This is a genomic window from Bradyrhizobium sp. McL0616 (assembly GCF_049993385.1).
Taxonomy (GTDB): Bacteria; Pseudomonadota; Alphaproteobacteria; order Rhizobiales; family Xanthobacteraceae; genus Bradyrhizobium.
Genome location: NZ_CP188255.1, coordinates 2,315,724 through 2,330,807 on the forward strand (window position 1 = coordinate 2,315,724; position 15,084 = coordinate 2,330,807).

At 64.4% G+C, this 15,084-nt stretch carries 12 protein-coding genes; 10 read left to right on the forward strand and 2 right to left on the reverse strand.

The genetic code is table 11. The features are described 5' to 3' along the window. Positions 1-13 precede the first annotated feature (13 nt). From ACPPVR_RS11205 to ACPPVR_RS11225, 5 genes are read left to right on the forward strand one after another with little or no spacing between them, the layout of a single operon-like run. Positions 14-781, forward strand: coding sequence for an ABC transporter ATP-binding protein (locus ACPPVR_RS11205; protein WP_426614279.1), 768 nt, complete (start codon positions 14-16; stop codon positions 779-781). 3 nt (positions 782-784) lie between these two features. Next, complete coding sequence (locus ACPPVR_RS11210; RefSeq protein ID WP_426614280.1) at positions 785-1,489, forward strand: ABC transporter ATP-binding protein; 705 nt, start codon at positions 785-787, stop codon at positions 1,487-1,489. A gap of 17 nt (positions 1,490-1,506) precedes the next feature. Beyond that, positions 1,507-2,388 carry a branched-chain amino acid ABC transporter permease gene (locus ACPPVR_RS11215; protein WP_426614281.1) on the forward strand — a complete coding sequence of 294 codons (882 nt, stop codon included), beginning with the start codon at positions 1,507-1,509 and terminating at the stop codon, positions 2,386-2,388. Continuing rightward, on the forward strand, positions 2,385-3,404 hold the full coding sequence (locus ACPPVR_RS11220) for a branched-chain amino acid ABC transporter permease (protein WP_426614282.1): 1,020 nt from the start codon (positions 2,385-2,387) through the stop codon (positions 3,402-3,404). The genes ACPPVR_RS11215 and ACPPVR_RS11220 overlap by 4 nt, the downstream gene beginning before the upstream one ends. Continuing rightward, positions 3,364-4,293 (forward strand): polyphosphate kinase 2 family protein, encoded by a 930-nt coding sequence (locus tag ACPPVR_RS11225; protein WP_426614283.1) that lies wholly within the window; start codon positions 3,364-3,366, stop codon positions 4,291-4,293. The genes ACPPVR_RS11220 and ACPPVR_RS11225 overlap by 41 nt, the downstream gene beginning before the upstream one ends. Positions 4,294-4,484: 191 nt before the next feature. Here ACPPVR_RS11225 and ACPPVR_RS11230 read toward each other — a convergent pair whose 3' ends face one another. Further along, entirely contained in the window at positions 4,485-5,369 is an 885-nt protein-coding gene (locus ACPPVR_RS11230) for an MBL fold metallo-hydrolase (RefSeq protein ID WP_426614284.1), read from the reverse strand. Between the two features lie 418 nt (positions 5,370-5,787). Next, positions 5,788-6,411: a hypothetical protein gene (locus ACPPVR_RS11235; RefSeq protein WP_426614285.1), complete on the reverse strand. Its 624-nt coding sequence runs from the start codon at positions 6,409-6,411 to the stop codon at positions 5,788-5,790. A gap of 238 nt (positions 6,412-6,649) precedes the next feature. Between ACPPVR_RS11235 and ACPPVR_RS11240 the strand changes: the two genes are divergently transcribed. The 5 genes from ACPPVR_RS11240 to ACPPVR_RS11260 all read left to right on the forward strand — a co-directional run bounded on the left by ACPPVR_RS11240 (position 6,650) and on the right by ACPPVR_RS11260 (position 15,025). Further along, entirely contained in the window at positions 6,650-8,989 is a 2,340-nt protein-coding gene (locus ACPPVR_RS11240) for a mechanosensitive ion channel domain-containing protein (protein ID WP_426614286.1), read from the forward strand. 103 nt (positions 8,990-9,092) lie between these two features. Beyond that, positions 9,093-10,091 (forward strand): tripartite tricarboxylate transporter substrate-binding protein, encoded by a 999-nt coding sequence (locus tag ACPPVR_RS11245; RefSeq protein ID WP_426614287.1) that lies wholly within the window; start codon positions 9,093-9,095, stop codon positions 10,089-10,091. Between the two features lie 219 nt (positions 10,092-10,310). Next, on the forward strand, positions 10,311-11,906 hold the full coding sequence (locus ACPPVR_RS11250) for an NAD-dependent malic enzyme (RefSeq protein WP_426616073.1): 1,596 nt from the start codon (positions 10,311-10,313) through the stop codon (positions 11,904-11,906). Positions 11,907-12,116: 210 nt separating this feature from the next. Beyond that, complete coding sequence (locus ACPPVR_RS11255; RefSeq protein ID WP_426614288.1) at positions 12,117-12,509, forward strand: BlaI/MecI/CopY family transcriptional regulator; 393 nt, start codon at positions 12,117-12,119, stop codon at positions 12,507-12,509. Continuing rightward, positions 12,506-15,025: a M56 family metallopeptidase gene (locus ACPPVR_RS11260; RefSeq protein ID WP_426614289.1), complete on the forward strand. Its 2,520-nt coding sequence runs from the start codon at positions 12,506-12,508 to the stop codon at positions 15,023-15,025. The genes ACPPVR_RS11255 and ACPPVR_RS11260 overlap by 4 nt, the downstream gene beginning before the upstream one ends. Positions 15,026-15,084: the final 59 nt, after the last annotated feature.

The following is a 15,084-nucleotide window of genomic DNA, read 5'->3' on the forward strand; positions in this document are numbered from 1 at the left end:
GCGGAGCGGGGCAGTGCTGGAGGTCAGCGGGTTGGTGAAGCGTTTTGGCGGCTTCACCGCCGTCAACAGCGTGTCGTTCAAGGTCGAGCAGGGTGAGATCCTCGGCTTGATCGGCCCTAACGGTTCGGGCAAGAGCACGATCTTCAACATGCTCTCCGGCACGCTCTCGCCGAGCTCCGGCTCGATCCTGTTCGCAGGGACTGAGATCGCGGGCCTTGCACCGCATCGGATCATCAACAGCGGCATCGGGCGCACCTTCCAGATTCCGCGGCCGTTTCGCCGCCTGACCATTTTCGAGAACGTCGCACTCGCCGGCTTCTACGGCCAGGGGCGGCACAGCCGGGTCAAAGCGGAGGAAGCCGCCGAGCGCTCGCTTGCGATGGTCGGCCTGCCGACCGATCGTCATGCCAGCGTCGATGGCCTCGGCGCAGCCGGCCTGAAAAAGCTCGAACTTGCGAAAGCCCTCGCCACCGCGCCAAAGCTGCTGCTCGCCGACGAGAGCCTCGGCGGTCTCGACGAGGCCGAGATGGACCAGGCCGCCGACATGCTGCGCAATATCCGCGACGAGCTCGGCATCACCATCATCTGGGTCGAGCACATCATGGGCGTGCTGATGCGCGTGGTCGATCGTGTCATGGTGCTCGACCACGGTGAGAAGATCTCGGAGGGGCTGCCGAGCGCGGTTGCGGGCGATCCGCGCGTGATCGAGGTCTATCTCGGCACCGATGCCGAGACCACGCAGGCCGCGGCCGCCGAAGCGCGCCGCCGCGCGGGAGGCTAGACGATGCTGGAGCTTCGATCGGTCAGCGCCGGCTACGGCACCTTCCAGGCGCTGTTCGACGTCAATCTCGACGTGAAGGCCGGCGAAGCCGTCGGCGTCATCGGTCCGAACGGCGCCGGCAAGACCACGCTGATGCGCGTCATCTCCGGCCTGATCCGTCCCTCGCGCGGGTCGATCAGCATGGAGGCCGTCGATGTCGTGGCGACGCCGGCGCACAAGATCGTCAGCCTCGGGATCGCGCACGTGCCGGAGAACCGGCGGCTGTTTCCGCAGCTCTCGGTCGACGACAATCTCAAGATGGGCGCCTTCATGAAGGAAGCGCGCTCCCACTATGCCGAGCGGCTGGAGGTCGTGTTCGACCTGTTTCCACGGCTGAAGGAGCGTCGCCACCAGATGGCCGGCACCATGTCCGGCGGCGAGCAGCAGATGTGCGCGATCGGCCGCGCGCTGATGTCCAATCCAAAGCTGCTGCTCTTGGATGAACCTTCCGCGGGGCTGGCGCCGGTCGTGGTGCAGCAGGTGTTCGAACTGGTGAAGCGGATCCGCGCGCGCGGTCTGACGGTGCTGATTGTCGAGCAGAACGTGCAGCAGGTGCTGCGTGTGGTCGACCGCGCCTATCTGATCGAGGCCGGCACGATACGGGCATCGGGCACTTCGGCGGAGATGCTGGCGAGCGACACGGTCAAGGAAGCTTATCTCGGGGTGTGAAGGGGGCGGGCGAGGGCATGCAGGGATTCCTGGATATTTTCGACATCTATCTGCTGGAGGCCGTGATCAACGGCATCCTGCTCGGCGGCGTGCTGGCGCTGCTCGCGCTCGGGCTCAATCTGATCTTCGGCGTCATCGACGTCACCTGGATCTGCTACGCCGAGCTCGTGATGATCGGCATGTACGCCATGTATTTCCTGGTTCAGTACTACGGCATCAGCTACTTCATCGCCGCGCCGCTCACCATCCTGCTCGTCGCGATCCTCGGCGCTCTTTTGCATTACCTCGTGATCGCGCCGCTGCTGACCGCACCGCCGATCAACCAGCTGCTTGCGACCGGCGGCGTGCTGTTCGTGCTCCAGAGCTTTGCCACCGTCGCCTTCGGCATCGACTTTCGCAATCTCGGCATCCGCCTGCCGGTGCTCGCCTTCGGCGAGATGAATTTCAGTTACGCGCGACTGTTATCGTTCGCAGCCGCGCTGGTCGGCATGGTCGCGGTCTACCTCTTCATGACCCGCACCTTCACCGGCACGGCGATCCGCGCCATCTCCCAGGACCGGCAGATCATGGCGCTGATGGGTGTCGACACGAGGAAAATCTATCTCATCACGTCCGCGATCGGCGGCGGGCTGGCCGGGCTCGCCGCCTGCCTGCTTGTGCTGCAATACGACGTGCATCCCTTCGTCGGCCTTTCGTTCGGACCGATCACCTTCCTGATCTGCGTGCTCGGCGGACTCGGTAATTTCATCGGCGGCTTTATCGCCGCCTTCGTGTTCGCCGAGATCATCTCGCTCGGCGGCCTGTTCTCGGACCTCGAATGGGGCTATGTGCTCGCGTTCGCCTTCTTCATCGTCATGATGTTCATCCGGCCCGCGGGCCTGCTCGCGAGGCGCCGATGATGGGGCAGGGCCGGCTCGTGGCGTGGGCGGTGGGTCTGGCGGCGTTGATCGCGCTGCCGTTCGTCTATCGCGATCCCTATCATCTGCACATCCTGGTGCTGATCCTGATCTGGTCGTTCGCCTACACGTCCTGGTCGATGATGGGACGGTTCGGCCTGGTTTCGCTCGGCCATGGCGGCTTCATGGGGATCGGTGCCTATGTCACCGTGCTGCTCTGGAACCACCTCGGCTTGTCGCCCTGGATCGGCATTCCCGTCGGCATGGTCGCGGCCGGCGTGCTGGCGCTGATCGTCGGCTATCCCTGCTTCCGCTTCCGCATCACCGGGCACTATTTCGTGCTGGTGACGCTCGCGCTCTCCGGCATCGTGCTCCAAATCATCACCGCGACGCGCGACTACACCGGCGGCTCGCTCGGCTATACGCCGAACCGCGCTTCGGGCAGCAAGTTGCTGGCGCTGCAATTCGACGACAAGACGACCTGGTATTTGATCGCGCTCGCGGTCTGGCTCGGGGGCATCATCATCTGGCACCTGGTCGACCGCAGCATGAGCCGCTATGCGCTGGAGGCGATCTCGGAGGATGAGGACGCCGCGGCTGCGGCCGGCGTCAACGTCACCGCGGAGAAGTTGAAGATCACGCTGATCAGCGCTTTGATGACGGCCTTGGCCGGCGCGATCTACGGCCAGTACCAGATGTTCATCACGCCCGACACCGTCAGCGGCATCGCGGTGTCGCTCCAGATGGTGTTCGCGGCGATCGTCGGCGGCCTGTTCGTCTCGCTTGGCCCGACCGTCGGCGCGGTCATCACCATTCTGCTCGCGGAAACCTTGCGCATCGGCTTCGGCACCAAGGCGGTCGGCTGGGACAACCTCGTCTACGGCGTGCTGCTGGTGCTTTTCATCATATTCCTTCCCAAGGGCATCCTTGGTAGCGTGCTCGACCGATTGAAGCCGCAACGCAAGGTGCCCCGCGCCCATGAGCAAGAAGCCGTCCAAATCGCTCGCCCAGGAACTTGACCGCTACATCACGCCATTCCGGCACGACGGTTCCGGCGAGTTCCATCTGAAAGCGTACAAGACCGACGAGAAGGGCGGCCTCGACAAGGAGAAGGCGCAGGAGATCCTCGACGCCAACAAGAAACGGCTGATCGCGTTCCAGGAGAAGCTCTATGCCCAGGACCGCTGGTCGGTCCTGATCGTGCTGCAGGGCATGGATGCCGGCGGCAAGGATTCCGCGATCAAGGCGATCTTCGAGGGCATCAACCCGCAGGGCTGCGAGGTCCATGCCTTCAAGCAGCCCAGCACCAAGGAGCTCGATCACGACTTTCTCTGGCGTCACGTGATCGCGCTGCCGGAGCGCGGCCATATCGGCATCTTCAACCGCTCCCATTACGAGGAATGCCTGGTGACACGGGTGCACCCGGAGATCCTCGCCAAGGAGAAGCTGCCGCAAAAGCTCGTCACCAAGAACATCTGGAAGGAGCGGTTCGAGGACATCTGCTCATTCGAGCGCTATCTCTGCCGCAACGGCACCGTCGTGCTGAAGTTCTTCCTCAACCTCTCCAGAGAGGAGCAGCGCGAGCGCTTCCTCGACCGGCTGGAGGATCCGGCCAAGCAGTGGAAATTCTCCATGGACGACATCAAGGAGCGTGCGCTGTGGCCGCGCTATCAGGCGGTCTATCAGGACATCGTGCGCCACACGGCGACGTCCCATGCGCCGTGGCATGTCGTGCCGGCCGACCACAAATGGTTCGCACGCGTCGTGATCGGCTCGGTGATCGTCGCCGAACTCGAAAAGCTGGATCTGCGTTTCCCCCGCGCCGACAAGGCCTCGCTGGCGGAGTTCGGGAACGTGCGCGAGGCGCTGGAGCGCGAAGGGAAGGGGAGCAAGAAGCGAGCGAAGTGACAATCAACAGGCGGCAGAGCCCGCGCGCCGGCTGTCACCGACAAGAATCGCGAAAACAACCCCATGCACAGTAGCCGACGATAGCGGAATCAAGCACTTGACGGCCGGCGCGATATCATTCGGATTTGAAGAATCCGTTTGATCCGTCGGGCAAAACAGGGGCATGATGTCACCATCGCGAAAGTCGACCCTCAATAGCCGCGGCCCCACCAGTAGCAGAAGCGCTCGACATTGGCGGGAAGGCCGGCTTCGTAGTTGGCCCACTTCTCGTATTTCGGCAGCTTCACGTCCTTCATCGCGGTGTCGAAGCATTTGCCGGCATCGGCCGCCTTCTTCACCTCGGCGGACAGATCCTCCATGTAGGCGATGTCGTCCTCGACATCCTTCTTGGTGCCGAGCCGGCCGCCGGCGTTGGGGTGACCCGGGATCATCCGCTCCCAATCGAGGGAGGCGAGCTTCTTCAGCGAGGCGATGTATTCCAGCGGCGAGGCATTGTCCGGGATGTTGCGGAACTGCACCGACTCGATCGGCGCGAAGTCGACGACGAAGACCAGTTTTTCCTTCGGCAGCCGCATCACCAGCGAATTGTCGGAATGGTTGCGGCCGACATAATCGAGCTCCAGCGTGGTGCCGCCGAGGGTGATGGTCTTCTTCTCGTCGACCACCTGGTCGGGCATCACAATGTCGGCCAAGAGCGAATTCTGTTTCTTCAGCTCGAGCAGCCGCTCCCTGGTCCGTCGGTGGGCGATGAAGGTGGCGCCAAGATCCTTGAACGGCTGGCCGCCGGCGATGTGATCGTAGTGGTGATGGCTGTAGATGACGTATTTGATCGGCTTGTCGGTGACGGCCTTGATCGCGTCGATATAGGGCTTTGCCGGACGCAAGTAAGAGATCGGATCGGTCGCGATCACGCCCTGCGGCGTCACCACGAACATCGACTGATGCCCGCCATAGCGGAAGATGTAGACGTTCTCGGTGCCGTCGACCTTCCTGGTCGAGGTCTGCGGCGGAGATTGCGCGAACGCTGATCCGGTCACGAGGGCCGCGAGAACGGCGATGCAAAATGATGCTTTCATCTCTCTGGCTTTCTGGAAAAGGACGGAGTGCGGGAGAGGCGAATACTCCCTTCGACACAAACGCTGTGGAGAGGGATTTATTCCGCTGTCTCACGCAGCCAATCTGTCGCGGAACCGAGTCGAGCGCGTCCGCAAATGTGATCCTCAGGCCTTTGATCCCGCTTGACAGTTTTATGTCACGGGAGGACCATCCAAACGGTCGCAAACAAGCGACGCGTATCGTCCACATCGAGAGCAAGGGGAGGTCTATGACACCACCTCCGCAGAGCCAGCCGCGTTGAGTGCGATGGAGCTCATTCGGACTATCGCATAGCGGCAAAACCGCGAACGGCACGCCGGGTCAAGGTCTAGAGGGCTGCATCAGTGTGGCATAGCCCCTACCTGCCCGGCGCTGTGCGTTTTGCGCCGCCCACGCAAACTACGCTTTCTTCTGCACGCCGAAGAGATCATCGAGCCATCGATAGTAGACCGGCTGCTTGTCGTGCAGCGTGGCGCGGTCGTTGGGCGGCCGGTCGACGTTGCCCCGGAGATAGAGACTTCCCGTTACGGCAAAGAACTCCTGCACGTTCTTCAGCACACAGGCGTCCGGCGGATAAAGCTCGTTCTGCCTGGCGATGTCGTAGAAGTGCAGCAAATCCGGATTCTGCATCGCGCCGGGCAGGATGCGGAAGTGATAGGCGTGCAACTGCTCGTGCAGCAGCACCGGCTTCCCCGGCGCAACGACCGCAGCGTCAACCGTGACGCCATCGACCTTGGACGAGAAATGTCCGCCGCCATCGCCCTGTCCGGGCTTGACCGAGACGGGCTGGCTTTTGAAGAAGGTCATGATCTCGGGCTTGGCGCCGCAGTCGACGACGATGTCGATCTGATGCTTCAGCGAGGCCACGATCTCCTTGAGGTTCGGCAGCCCCTGCGCGGCGCTGGTGTCGACGGCGATGCCGCGATAACTGAAGGTCGCTCCGCTCTGCGCGGCCGCGGACGGTGTGCCAAGCAAAGCGGCGGCTCCCGTGAGCACAAGCCGGCGCCGGTCGAACAGTGTCATGCGAAGTCCCCAAAATCCCGCGGTTATGTCGCATGCTTTTGCGACATTGGCCATGGCGCGGTTCCATCATGCCTGTGTTGCAGCAAATGCCAAAGGAAATGCCAAGAGATGGTCGCCTCATCGGCAAACTTCCGACACAGGACGCGGGCGAATAACACCATCCGACATGACGCATGCGCTTTGCACGCTCACGATTTCAATTCCGCCAGGGCGCATCTGTTTTTTCCAAGGAATCCTCGTGTCGCATAAGCTTGCCCCCGCGCTTCTCGCTGCTCTCTTCCTCGCAATCTCATCCTTCTCCGGCGCCCGCGCCGAGCCGCCGCCGCAGGCGGCGAACAATGCCGCCGCACTGTCGCCGGATGAAGCGAAGCGCGCGCTGGAAACGCTGCAGGATGATCAGAAGCGCGTACAGATGATCAATACCCTGCGCGCGATCGCGACAGCGTCGGGTCAGCAGCAGCCCGCGCCACAGACCCTCGAGCCGAAATCGCCGATTCCGCTCTCGGCCGACGGCCTCGGCGAGCAGCTTCTGCTCACAGTGTCGGAGCAGATCGGCGATATCTCGCGGGAGGTCGCCGACGCGGCGCGGACGCTCACGCATTTTCCGGCGTTCTATTACTGGATCGTGCGGACCGCGAATGATCCCGACGCCTATAATCTGCTCATCGAGATCGCCTGGAAGCTCACGCTGGTGTTCGGCTGCGCCCTTTCGGCGGAGTGGGTGATCTTCCGCCTGATCCGCGGTCCCGTTGCGTTCCTCGAAGGACGGGTGCCGCAGACTGCGCGCCTGCCGGCGGGGGTGCTGCCCATTGCCGATCCGCCGTCATCGGTGGCTGATGTCACCCCTTCGCCGGAACTGCACAAGCGCCGCCACAGCCTCGCTCGTGTCTGGCAATTGTTGCTGCGGCTGCCCTTCGTGCTCGGGCGTTTGGTGCTCGAATTGCTGCCGGTGCTCGTCTTCGTTGGTGCCGCAACCGCATTGCTCGGTACAGAGATCGGCGATCCCGCCACCGTCCGCCTCGTGATCCTCGCCGTCGTCAACGCCTATGTCTTCTCCCGCGGGCTCATCTGTTTCGTGCGTGCGCTGGCCGGGCCGTTCGGCCTGTTTCCGGTTCGTGCCGAGACCGCGGCCTATATCGAAATCTGGGCGCGCCGCATCGTCGGCGTCGGCGTGTCCGGCATTGCCTTTGCCAATGTCGCGCTGCTGCTCGGCCTGCATCGCGCCGGCTATGCCGCGCTGCTGCGCATGGTGATGCTGATCGTGCATCTCTTCGTCGTCGTCATTATCCTGCAATGCCGCCGCCAAGTCGCGGACGCCATTCGTGCGCCTGCAGACCGGCAGGGGATTGCGGCGCGCCTGCGCGGCCGCATCGCCGGTGGCTGGCATTATCTCGCCATCGCGCTCGATCTCGCACTGTGGGCGGTCTGGGCGCTGAACATTCGCAACGGCTATTCGCTGCTGCTGCAATATTTCGTCGGCACCATCGCAGTCGTGTTGATCACGCGCGTCACCACCATGGTGGCGCTGAGCCTGATCGACCGCGGCTTCCGCATCAATCCGGAGATCCTCCAGCGCTTTCCGGGATTGGAGATCCGCGCCAATCGTTATCTGCCGCTGCTGCGCAAAATTGTCTCGGGCGTGATCGGCTTCATCGGCTTCGTGGCTGTGCTCGAGGTCTGGGGCGTCGACGCCCTCGTCTGGTTCTATGGAGGTCAGATCGGCAGCCGGCTGATCTCGGCGGCGGCGACGATCGGCCTCGCCGTGTTCATTGCCGCAGCGGTCTGGGAAGCCAGCAATGCGCTGCTGGATCGCCAGATCAACACGCTGTCGCGGGACGGACATTACGCCCGCGCCGCGCGCCTGCGCACCTTCCAGCCGATGCTGCGGACCGCGCTGCTCTGCGTGATTGCGACCGTCGTCGGCCTCACGGCGCTGAGCGAGATCGGCGTCAATGTCGCGCCGCTGCTGGCAGGTGCCGGCATCGTCGGCATTGCCATCGGCTTCGGCTCGCAGAAGCTGGTGCAGGATCTCATCACCGGCCTGTTCCTGCTGCTTGAGAACACGGTCCAGGTTGGCGATACCGTCAGCGTGTCCGGTCTCACCGGTGTGGTCGAGAACGTCTCGATCCGCACCATCCGCTTGCGCGCCGGCGACGGCGCCGTGCACATCGTGCCGTTCAGCGCGGTGACGACCATCACCAATGCCAGCCGCGGCGCCGGCAACGCCTCCGTCAGCGTCAACGTCGCCTACAAGGAAGACACCGACCGCGCGGGGCAGATCCTCAAGGACATCGTCGACGACATGCGCCGCGAGCCGGAGCTCCGTGGGCTGATCCGCGGCGATCTCGAGCTCTGGGGCATCGACAAGGTCGACGGCGCGATGGTGTCGATCGTCGGCCAGATCCGCTGCACCGAGGCCGGCCGCTGGCCCGTCCAGCGCGAGTTCAACCGCCGCATGAAACAGCGTTTCCAGCAGAACGGCATCGAGGTCGCATCTGCCACCCAGACCATCCTGATGCATGTCGCGCCGCCGGCCGATGTGGCCACCAACCTCACGCCGCGGCGGGCGGCCGGGTAGCGACCCTACAAACTTCCAGCTTGCCTCCGCTCACCCGACAGCGTTCACTCCGGCTCCAGTCCGCTGATGACATGCGGGCGACAAAAACGGTGGGAAGAGAATGATGCGGGGGCTGTGGGCCGGATTGCGCGGTCATGTAATCGTCATTTGTGCGTTGATCGTATCCGCGGTGTGGACCGCTCCGGCCGGAGCACAGTCCTTTCCGTCGCGTCCCATCACCCTGGTGGTTCCGTTCGCGGCGGGCGGGCCGACTGATACGCTGGCGCGAATCCTGTCGGAACGGATCGCAGCCGAACTGCATGCGACGGTCGTGGTCGAGAACGTCGCAGGCGCCTCCGGCAGCATCGCCGGTGCCCGCGTCGCGCGGGCGGCCGCGGACGGCACGACCATCACCATCGGCCATTGGGGCACGCATGTGCTCAACGGCGCCATCTTCAAGCTTCCTTACGACGTGATCGCCGATTTCGAGCCGGTTGCCTTGGTCGCGATGGGGACGCAGCTCATCGTCGGCCGGAAATCGCTCGAGGCCAATAATCTGAAGGAGCTGATCGCGTGGCTGAAGGCCAATCCCGGCAAGACGACTGCGGGGACCGCCGGGGCCGGCACCGGCGCGCATGTCGCCGGCGTCTTCTTCAAGGAGAAGACCGGCACCGATTTCCAGTTCGTGCCCTATCGCGGCGCGGGGCCTGCGATGATCGATCTCGTGGCCGGCCAGATCGACATCATGTTCGACCAGGCCTCGAACTCGCTGGCGCAATACAAGAACGGGGCGATCAAGGCCTTCGCGGTGACGTCGCCGACGCGGCTCGCCTCCGCGCCCGACGTCCCGACCGTCGACGAGGCGGGCCTGCCTGGTCTCTACATCTCCTACTGGCACGGCATCTGGGCACCGAAGAACACGCCGAAGGAGATTGTCGCAAAGCTCAACGCGGCCATCGTTGCCGCGCTTGCCGATCCGTCCGTGAAGCAGCGCTTTGCCGAACTGGGGCAGGAGATACCCTCGCCGGACCAGCAATCGCCCGCAGCGCTCGCGGCCTTCCAGAAGGCCGAGACCGAGAAATGGTGGCCGATCGTGAAGGCCGCCGACATCAAGGCGGAATAGCGTCGCGGCGTTAACTTTTGCGTCGCGTAGGTTGCAGCGTCTCGCGAAAATCTCGCTGCGGTGCGAGATCACAATCGCTGCGCCAGGGGCAACGTCCTTGATCTCAGGTGAGCGCTGACCGACAATGTTTGCCCTTCAATAAGAAACTCCCTGGGGGAATTCGTGAATAGACCTGCTCGGGTCAGCGCCCAACCGACATCGTCCGATCCCGCTCACGGCATGACGCTGCTGCGCGATCCCTTGCTCAACAAGGGCACTGCCTTCACGGAAGCGGAGCGCGCCGCGCTCGGCTTGCGCGGCCTGTTGCCGCCTTGCGTGCTGACGATGGAGACGCAGGTCGAGCGCGTGCTCACCAATCTGCGCACGTTGCCGACCGATCTGGAAAAATTCATCGCGCTGAACGCGCTGCACGACCGCAACGAAGCGCTGTTCTTCCGCGTCGTCGTCGACAATATCGACGAGATCCAGCCGATCATCTACACGCCGACGGTCGGGCTCGCCTGCCAGAAATACGGCCTGATCTACCAGCGGCCGCGCGGCATGTTCATCTCCTCGCGCGACCGCGGCCAGATCGCGGACATTCTGAAGAACTGGCCCAATCCCGCAAAACTCATCGTCGTGACCGACGGCGAGCGCATCCTTGGTCTCGGCGATCTCGGCGCCAACGGCATGGGCATTCCGGTCGGAAAGCTCTCGCTCTATTCGGCCTGTGCCGGTGTTCATCCCGAGCATTGCCTGCCGATCGTGCTCGACGTCGGCACCAACAACGAAGAGCTGTTGAACGATCCCTATTATCTCGGCCTGCGCGAGCGCCGCCTCACGGGCGAGGCTTACGACAGCTTCGTCGACGAATTCATGGTCGCCGCGCGCAAGACGTTTCCGGGCGTGCTGATCCAGTTCGAGGATTTCGCCAACCATTCGGCGTTCAAGCTGCTGCACAAATATCGCGACGAGGCCTGCGTCTTCAACGACGACATCCAGGGCACCGCGGCGGTGGCGCTCGCCGGCCTGTTCTCGGCGCTGCGTGTCTCTGGCGGCAAGCTCAGGGATCAGAGGATCCTGTTCCTGGGCGCGGGCGAGGCAGCAACCGGTATCGCGGATCTCGTGGTCTCCGCCATGATGGCGGAGGGCGCCACCGAGGCCGAGGCGCTTCGGCGCAACTGGCTGGTGGATTCCCGCGGCCTCGTGGTCAGCGGCCGGGATAGCCTGTCCGGCCACAAGCTTCGCTATGCGCATACCGACCAGGCGCCGATTGCCGAGTTCCTCACCGCGATCAAGACGCTGAAGCCGACGGCAATCATCGGCGTCGCTGCCGTCGGCGGCGCCTTCACGCCCGAGGTGCTCAAGGCGATGGCCGGGCTGAACGAACATCCGATCGTGTTTGCGCTGTCCAACCCGACCTCGAAGGCCGAGTGCTCGGCGGAGGATGCCTATCGCTATACCGAGGGCCGCGCGCTGTTCGCCTGCGGCAGCCCCTATGACCCGGTGACGCTGAACGGCCGCACCTTCGTGCCGCGGCAGGGCAACAACTCCTACATCTTCCCCGGCGTCGGCCTCGGCGTCATCGCCAGCGGATCGCGGCTGGTCACGGACGAGATGTTCATGGCCGCCGCCCACTCGCTCGCCAATTGCGTCGGCAAGGAGGATCTCGCACAGGGCAGCCTCTATCCGGCGTTGCCGCGAATCCGCGAGGTCTCTGTCGGGATTGCCACTGCTGTCGCAGACGTCGCCTATCAGCGCGGGCTCGCCGACGGACCCGCGCCCAACGACGTGAAGGGCCTGGTCCAGTCGCAGATGTACGAGCCGAGGTACTGAACCTGCGGGCCCGGCCACCCACGCCTGGCCCAGCGGTACCAAGCACGTGGATGCCCGGGACAAGCCCGGGCATGACGACCGCATGAAGCAAGACGACCGTTGGGTCAGCACGGCGATACCATTTCAGGTGGAATCGCCGTTGCGCGGCGGGGTCGTATATGCGACGATCTGTAGCGTTACAAGAAAACTCAAGCCGCTAGGTAGGCCACCATGGACGATCGTTTGCCCGACCTGGGCGACCTCGAGCACGAGGTCATGCAACTGGTTTGGGCCCATGGTCCGGTGACGGCCGAGGTCGTGCGCGAGCGGCTGTCGCGCCGTCTGAAGGAGTCCACCGTCCGCACGGTGCTGCGCCGACTGGAGGAAAAGGGCTATGCTCACCACACCGTAGACGGACGCACCTACGTCTACCATGCCGCCGAAGAGCGCGCGCGGGTGGCAGCCAAGGCGGTGCAGCGTATCGTCGATTGGTTCTGCAACGGCTCGATCGAGGAGGTCCTCGTCGGCATGGTGGACAACGCGATGCTCGATCAGCAGCAATTGCGCACGCTGGCCGACCAGGTGGCCAAGGCGAAGAAGGCAAGGGGAGTGAAGAAAGAATGATCGCAACTCTGGCTGAGGCGGCGCTACGCTCCTTCGTGCTGGGAGGCGTCGTCTGGTTCGGTCTCAATTTGTTTCGCGTGCGCAATCCGCACGTCCACATGACGGCGTGGATCGTCGTGCTGCTGGCGTCGATGGCGATGCCCTTCGTGATGCATTGGCCGACGCTCACCATCGACCGGCTGCCCTTGTCGGTGCCGGTGCCGGACGAATTGTGGCCGGCCGATATCTCGCTGCTCGAGACGCCGCCGCATGCGCTGCCAATCGCGCCCGGTGCAGCCATTGCGCCGACGATGAAGACTGCCATCTCGATCGACTGGCGGCTGGTGGTCAGCATCGTCTATGCCAGTGTCGCCGGCCTGTTGCTGTTGCGGCTCGCTATCGGCCTCTGCCTGACCTGGCGCCTGGCGCGGGCGGCTAAGCCGATGAAAGGCCCGCAGATGATCGATGCCGACGTGCGCGTCAGCGGCGACGTCGGCGGTCCCGTCACCTTCGGCTCGACCATTCTGGTGCCGCCGCAATTTTTCGGCTGGGACGCCAAGAAGCGCCTCGCGGTGCTCGCGCATGAGGGCGCGCATGTCGCCAATCGTGACTTCTATATCCTGCTGCTTGCCTCGCTCAACCGCGCGGTGTTCTGGTTCAGCCCGTTCTCGTGGTGGCAGCTCGCGCGTCTCGCCGAGCTTGCCGAGATCATCAGCGATGCGCAGGCGATCGAGGTGATCGACGACAGGCTGTCCTATGCCGAAATCCTGCTCGACGTTGCGACGTCGGTGAAGCCGCGGCCGGTGGAGCTCGCGATGGCGCGGGCCTCGACCGTGCGTGCGCGCGTCGAGCGCATCATCGCGGCCGCCGCCTTGCCCGTGGCGGTCGGCTGGCGCAAACGGCTGTGGATTGCGGCTGCGATCGTGCCGGCCGTGGTCGTCTCCGCCGGGATGATCGCCTATCGCACGCCGGATCCGGCGCCGCTCGCGGCAGATTTCGGCGAGGCGCCGGCTCAGCACTATCGTCCCTTCGTCAATTTCTACGCCATGGGCCCGGCTTCGGTGTTTGCCATCTTCCGCGAGGGCGACGAACTCTATGGGCAGCTCACCGGGCAGCGCAGACTGCGCGTGACGGTCGGCCATGACGGCACTGCATCCTACGCGGCCTCGTTCGGCGAGATCACGTTCCCGATCGATGCGGAGCGCCGGACGTCCGAGCTGACGCTTCACATGAATGGCCGCGACGTGCGCGCGGTGCGCGTCGCCGAGATGCCGACCGCGGCCGCGGACCCGGCGTCGCTCGACCAATATGTCGGCTGGTACAGGATCGCGCCGAACCGCGTGCTGACCGTGCGGCGCGACGGCGATCGTCTGCTAGTGCAGGAAACCGTGCAGGGTCCGGCCGCGCTTCTCGCCGAAGGGGCCGACGCATTCTCCATCCATGGTGACAATCTGCTGATCTTTCTGCGCGACCAGCAAGCCAAGGTGGCGCGCGTGCTGGTCCAGAACGGGGTCTTCGGCGCCCGCCTCGCGCCGCGGATCGACGCTGCGGCGGCGCAGGCGATCGAGGCGGACTTCGCGCGCCGTGTCGCTGAAGTTCCGGATCGCTTCCGCGAGCAGGTCCCGGTCGACGGCGGCAAGGAGATGATCCTGCGCGGGGTCGAGGATCTGCGCAGCGGCACGCCGAATTACGACCGCATGAGCGCGCCGCTCGCCGCCAAGGTCCACCGCCAAGTGGATGAATTGCACGCGGCGTTCGTGGCGCTCGGTCCGGTCGAATCGATCTTCTTCCGCGGTGTCGGCCCCGGCGGCTACGACATCTATGGCGCAAAGTTCGAGAACGGCACGGCGGAATTCCGCGTGCTGCTCGAGCCCGACGGCAAGGCTGGCGACGTGATCTTCCGTCCCGACGGCAACGACGAACTCGGCGGCATCGTACCTTGCTCCGAGGAAGCGAGCGTGCGCGGCCGCGCCGCCACTTCGCCGATCAGGATCATGGTCTACAACGAGATGGGCGACGACATCCAGGTCTTCAATCTCGACGCTGACGGCAATCGCAAGACGCAGAGCGTCGTCAGGGCCAACGCGTCCTGGGCCGCCTGGACCACTGTGAACAATCCGTGGGTGATTGCCGACAAGTCGGGGCGGTGCATGGAGATCCTGGTGCCGGGACGGCAGACGCGCTTTCACAATGTCGAGGCTTCGAATTTCGGCGCACGGCCGGGGCGCGTGGCGCGCCGTGCCGTTCCGATCGCCAATGGCGAGGAGATGCTGCGCAGCTACATCGACGGCGTCGGCAAGGGGCAGCCGGACTACGAGCACATGACGTCGGAAGTGGCCGATATCACGCGCCAGCAGCTTCCGTTCGACCAGGCGATTCTGACGCGGCTCGGCGCGCTGCGGGCGGTGTCGTTCCGAGGCGTCACCGCGCTCGACAGCGACATCTACGTCGCCCAGTTCGCCAACGGCTCGGCGGAATGGCGCATCGGCGTCAGGAACGGCACGATCACCAAGATCGCGCTCGGGCCGAATTTCTAGGCAACTCCGGCGCATCCGCTGGCTTGCGGATGCGCGCTCGCTTCGTTGGGGCAGCCGGG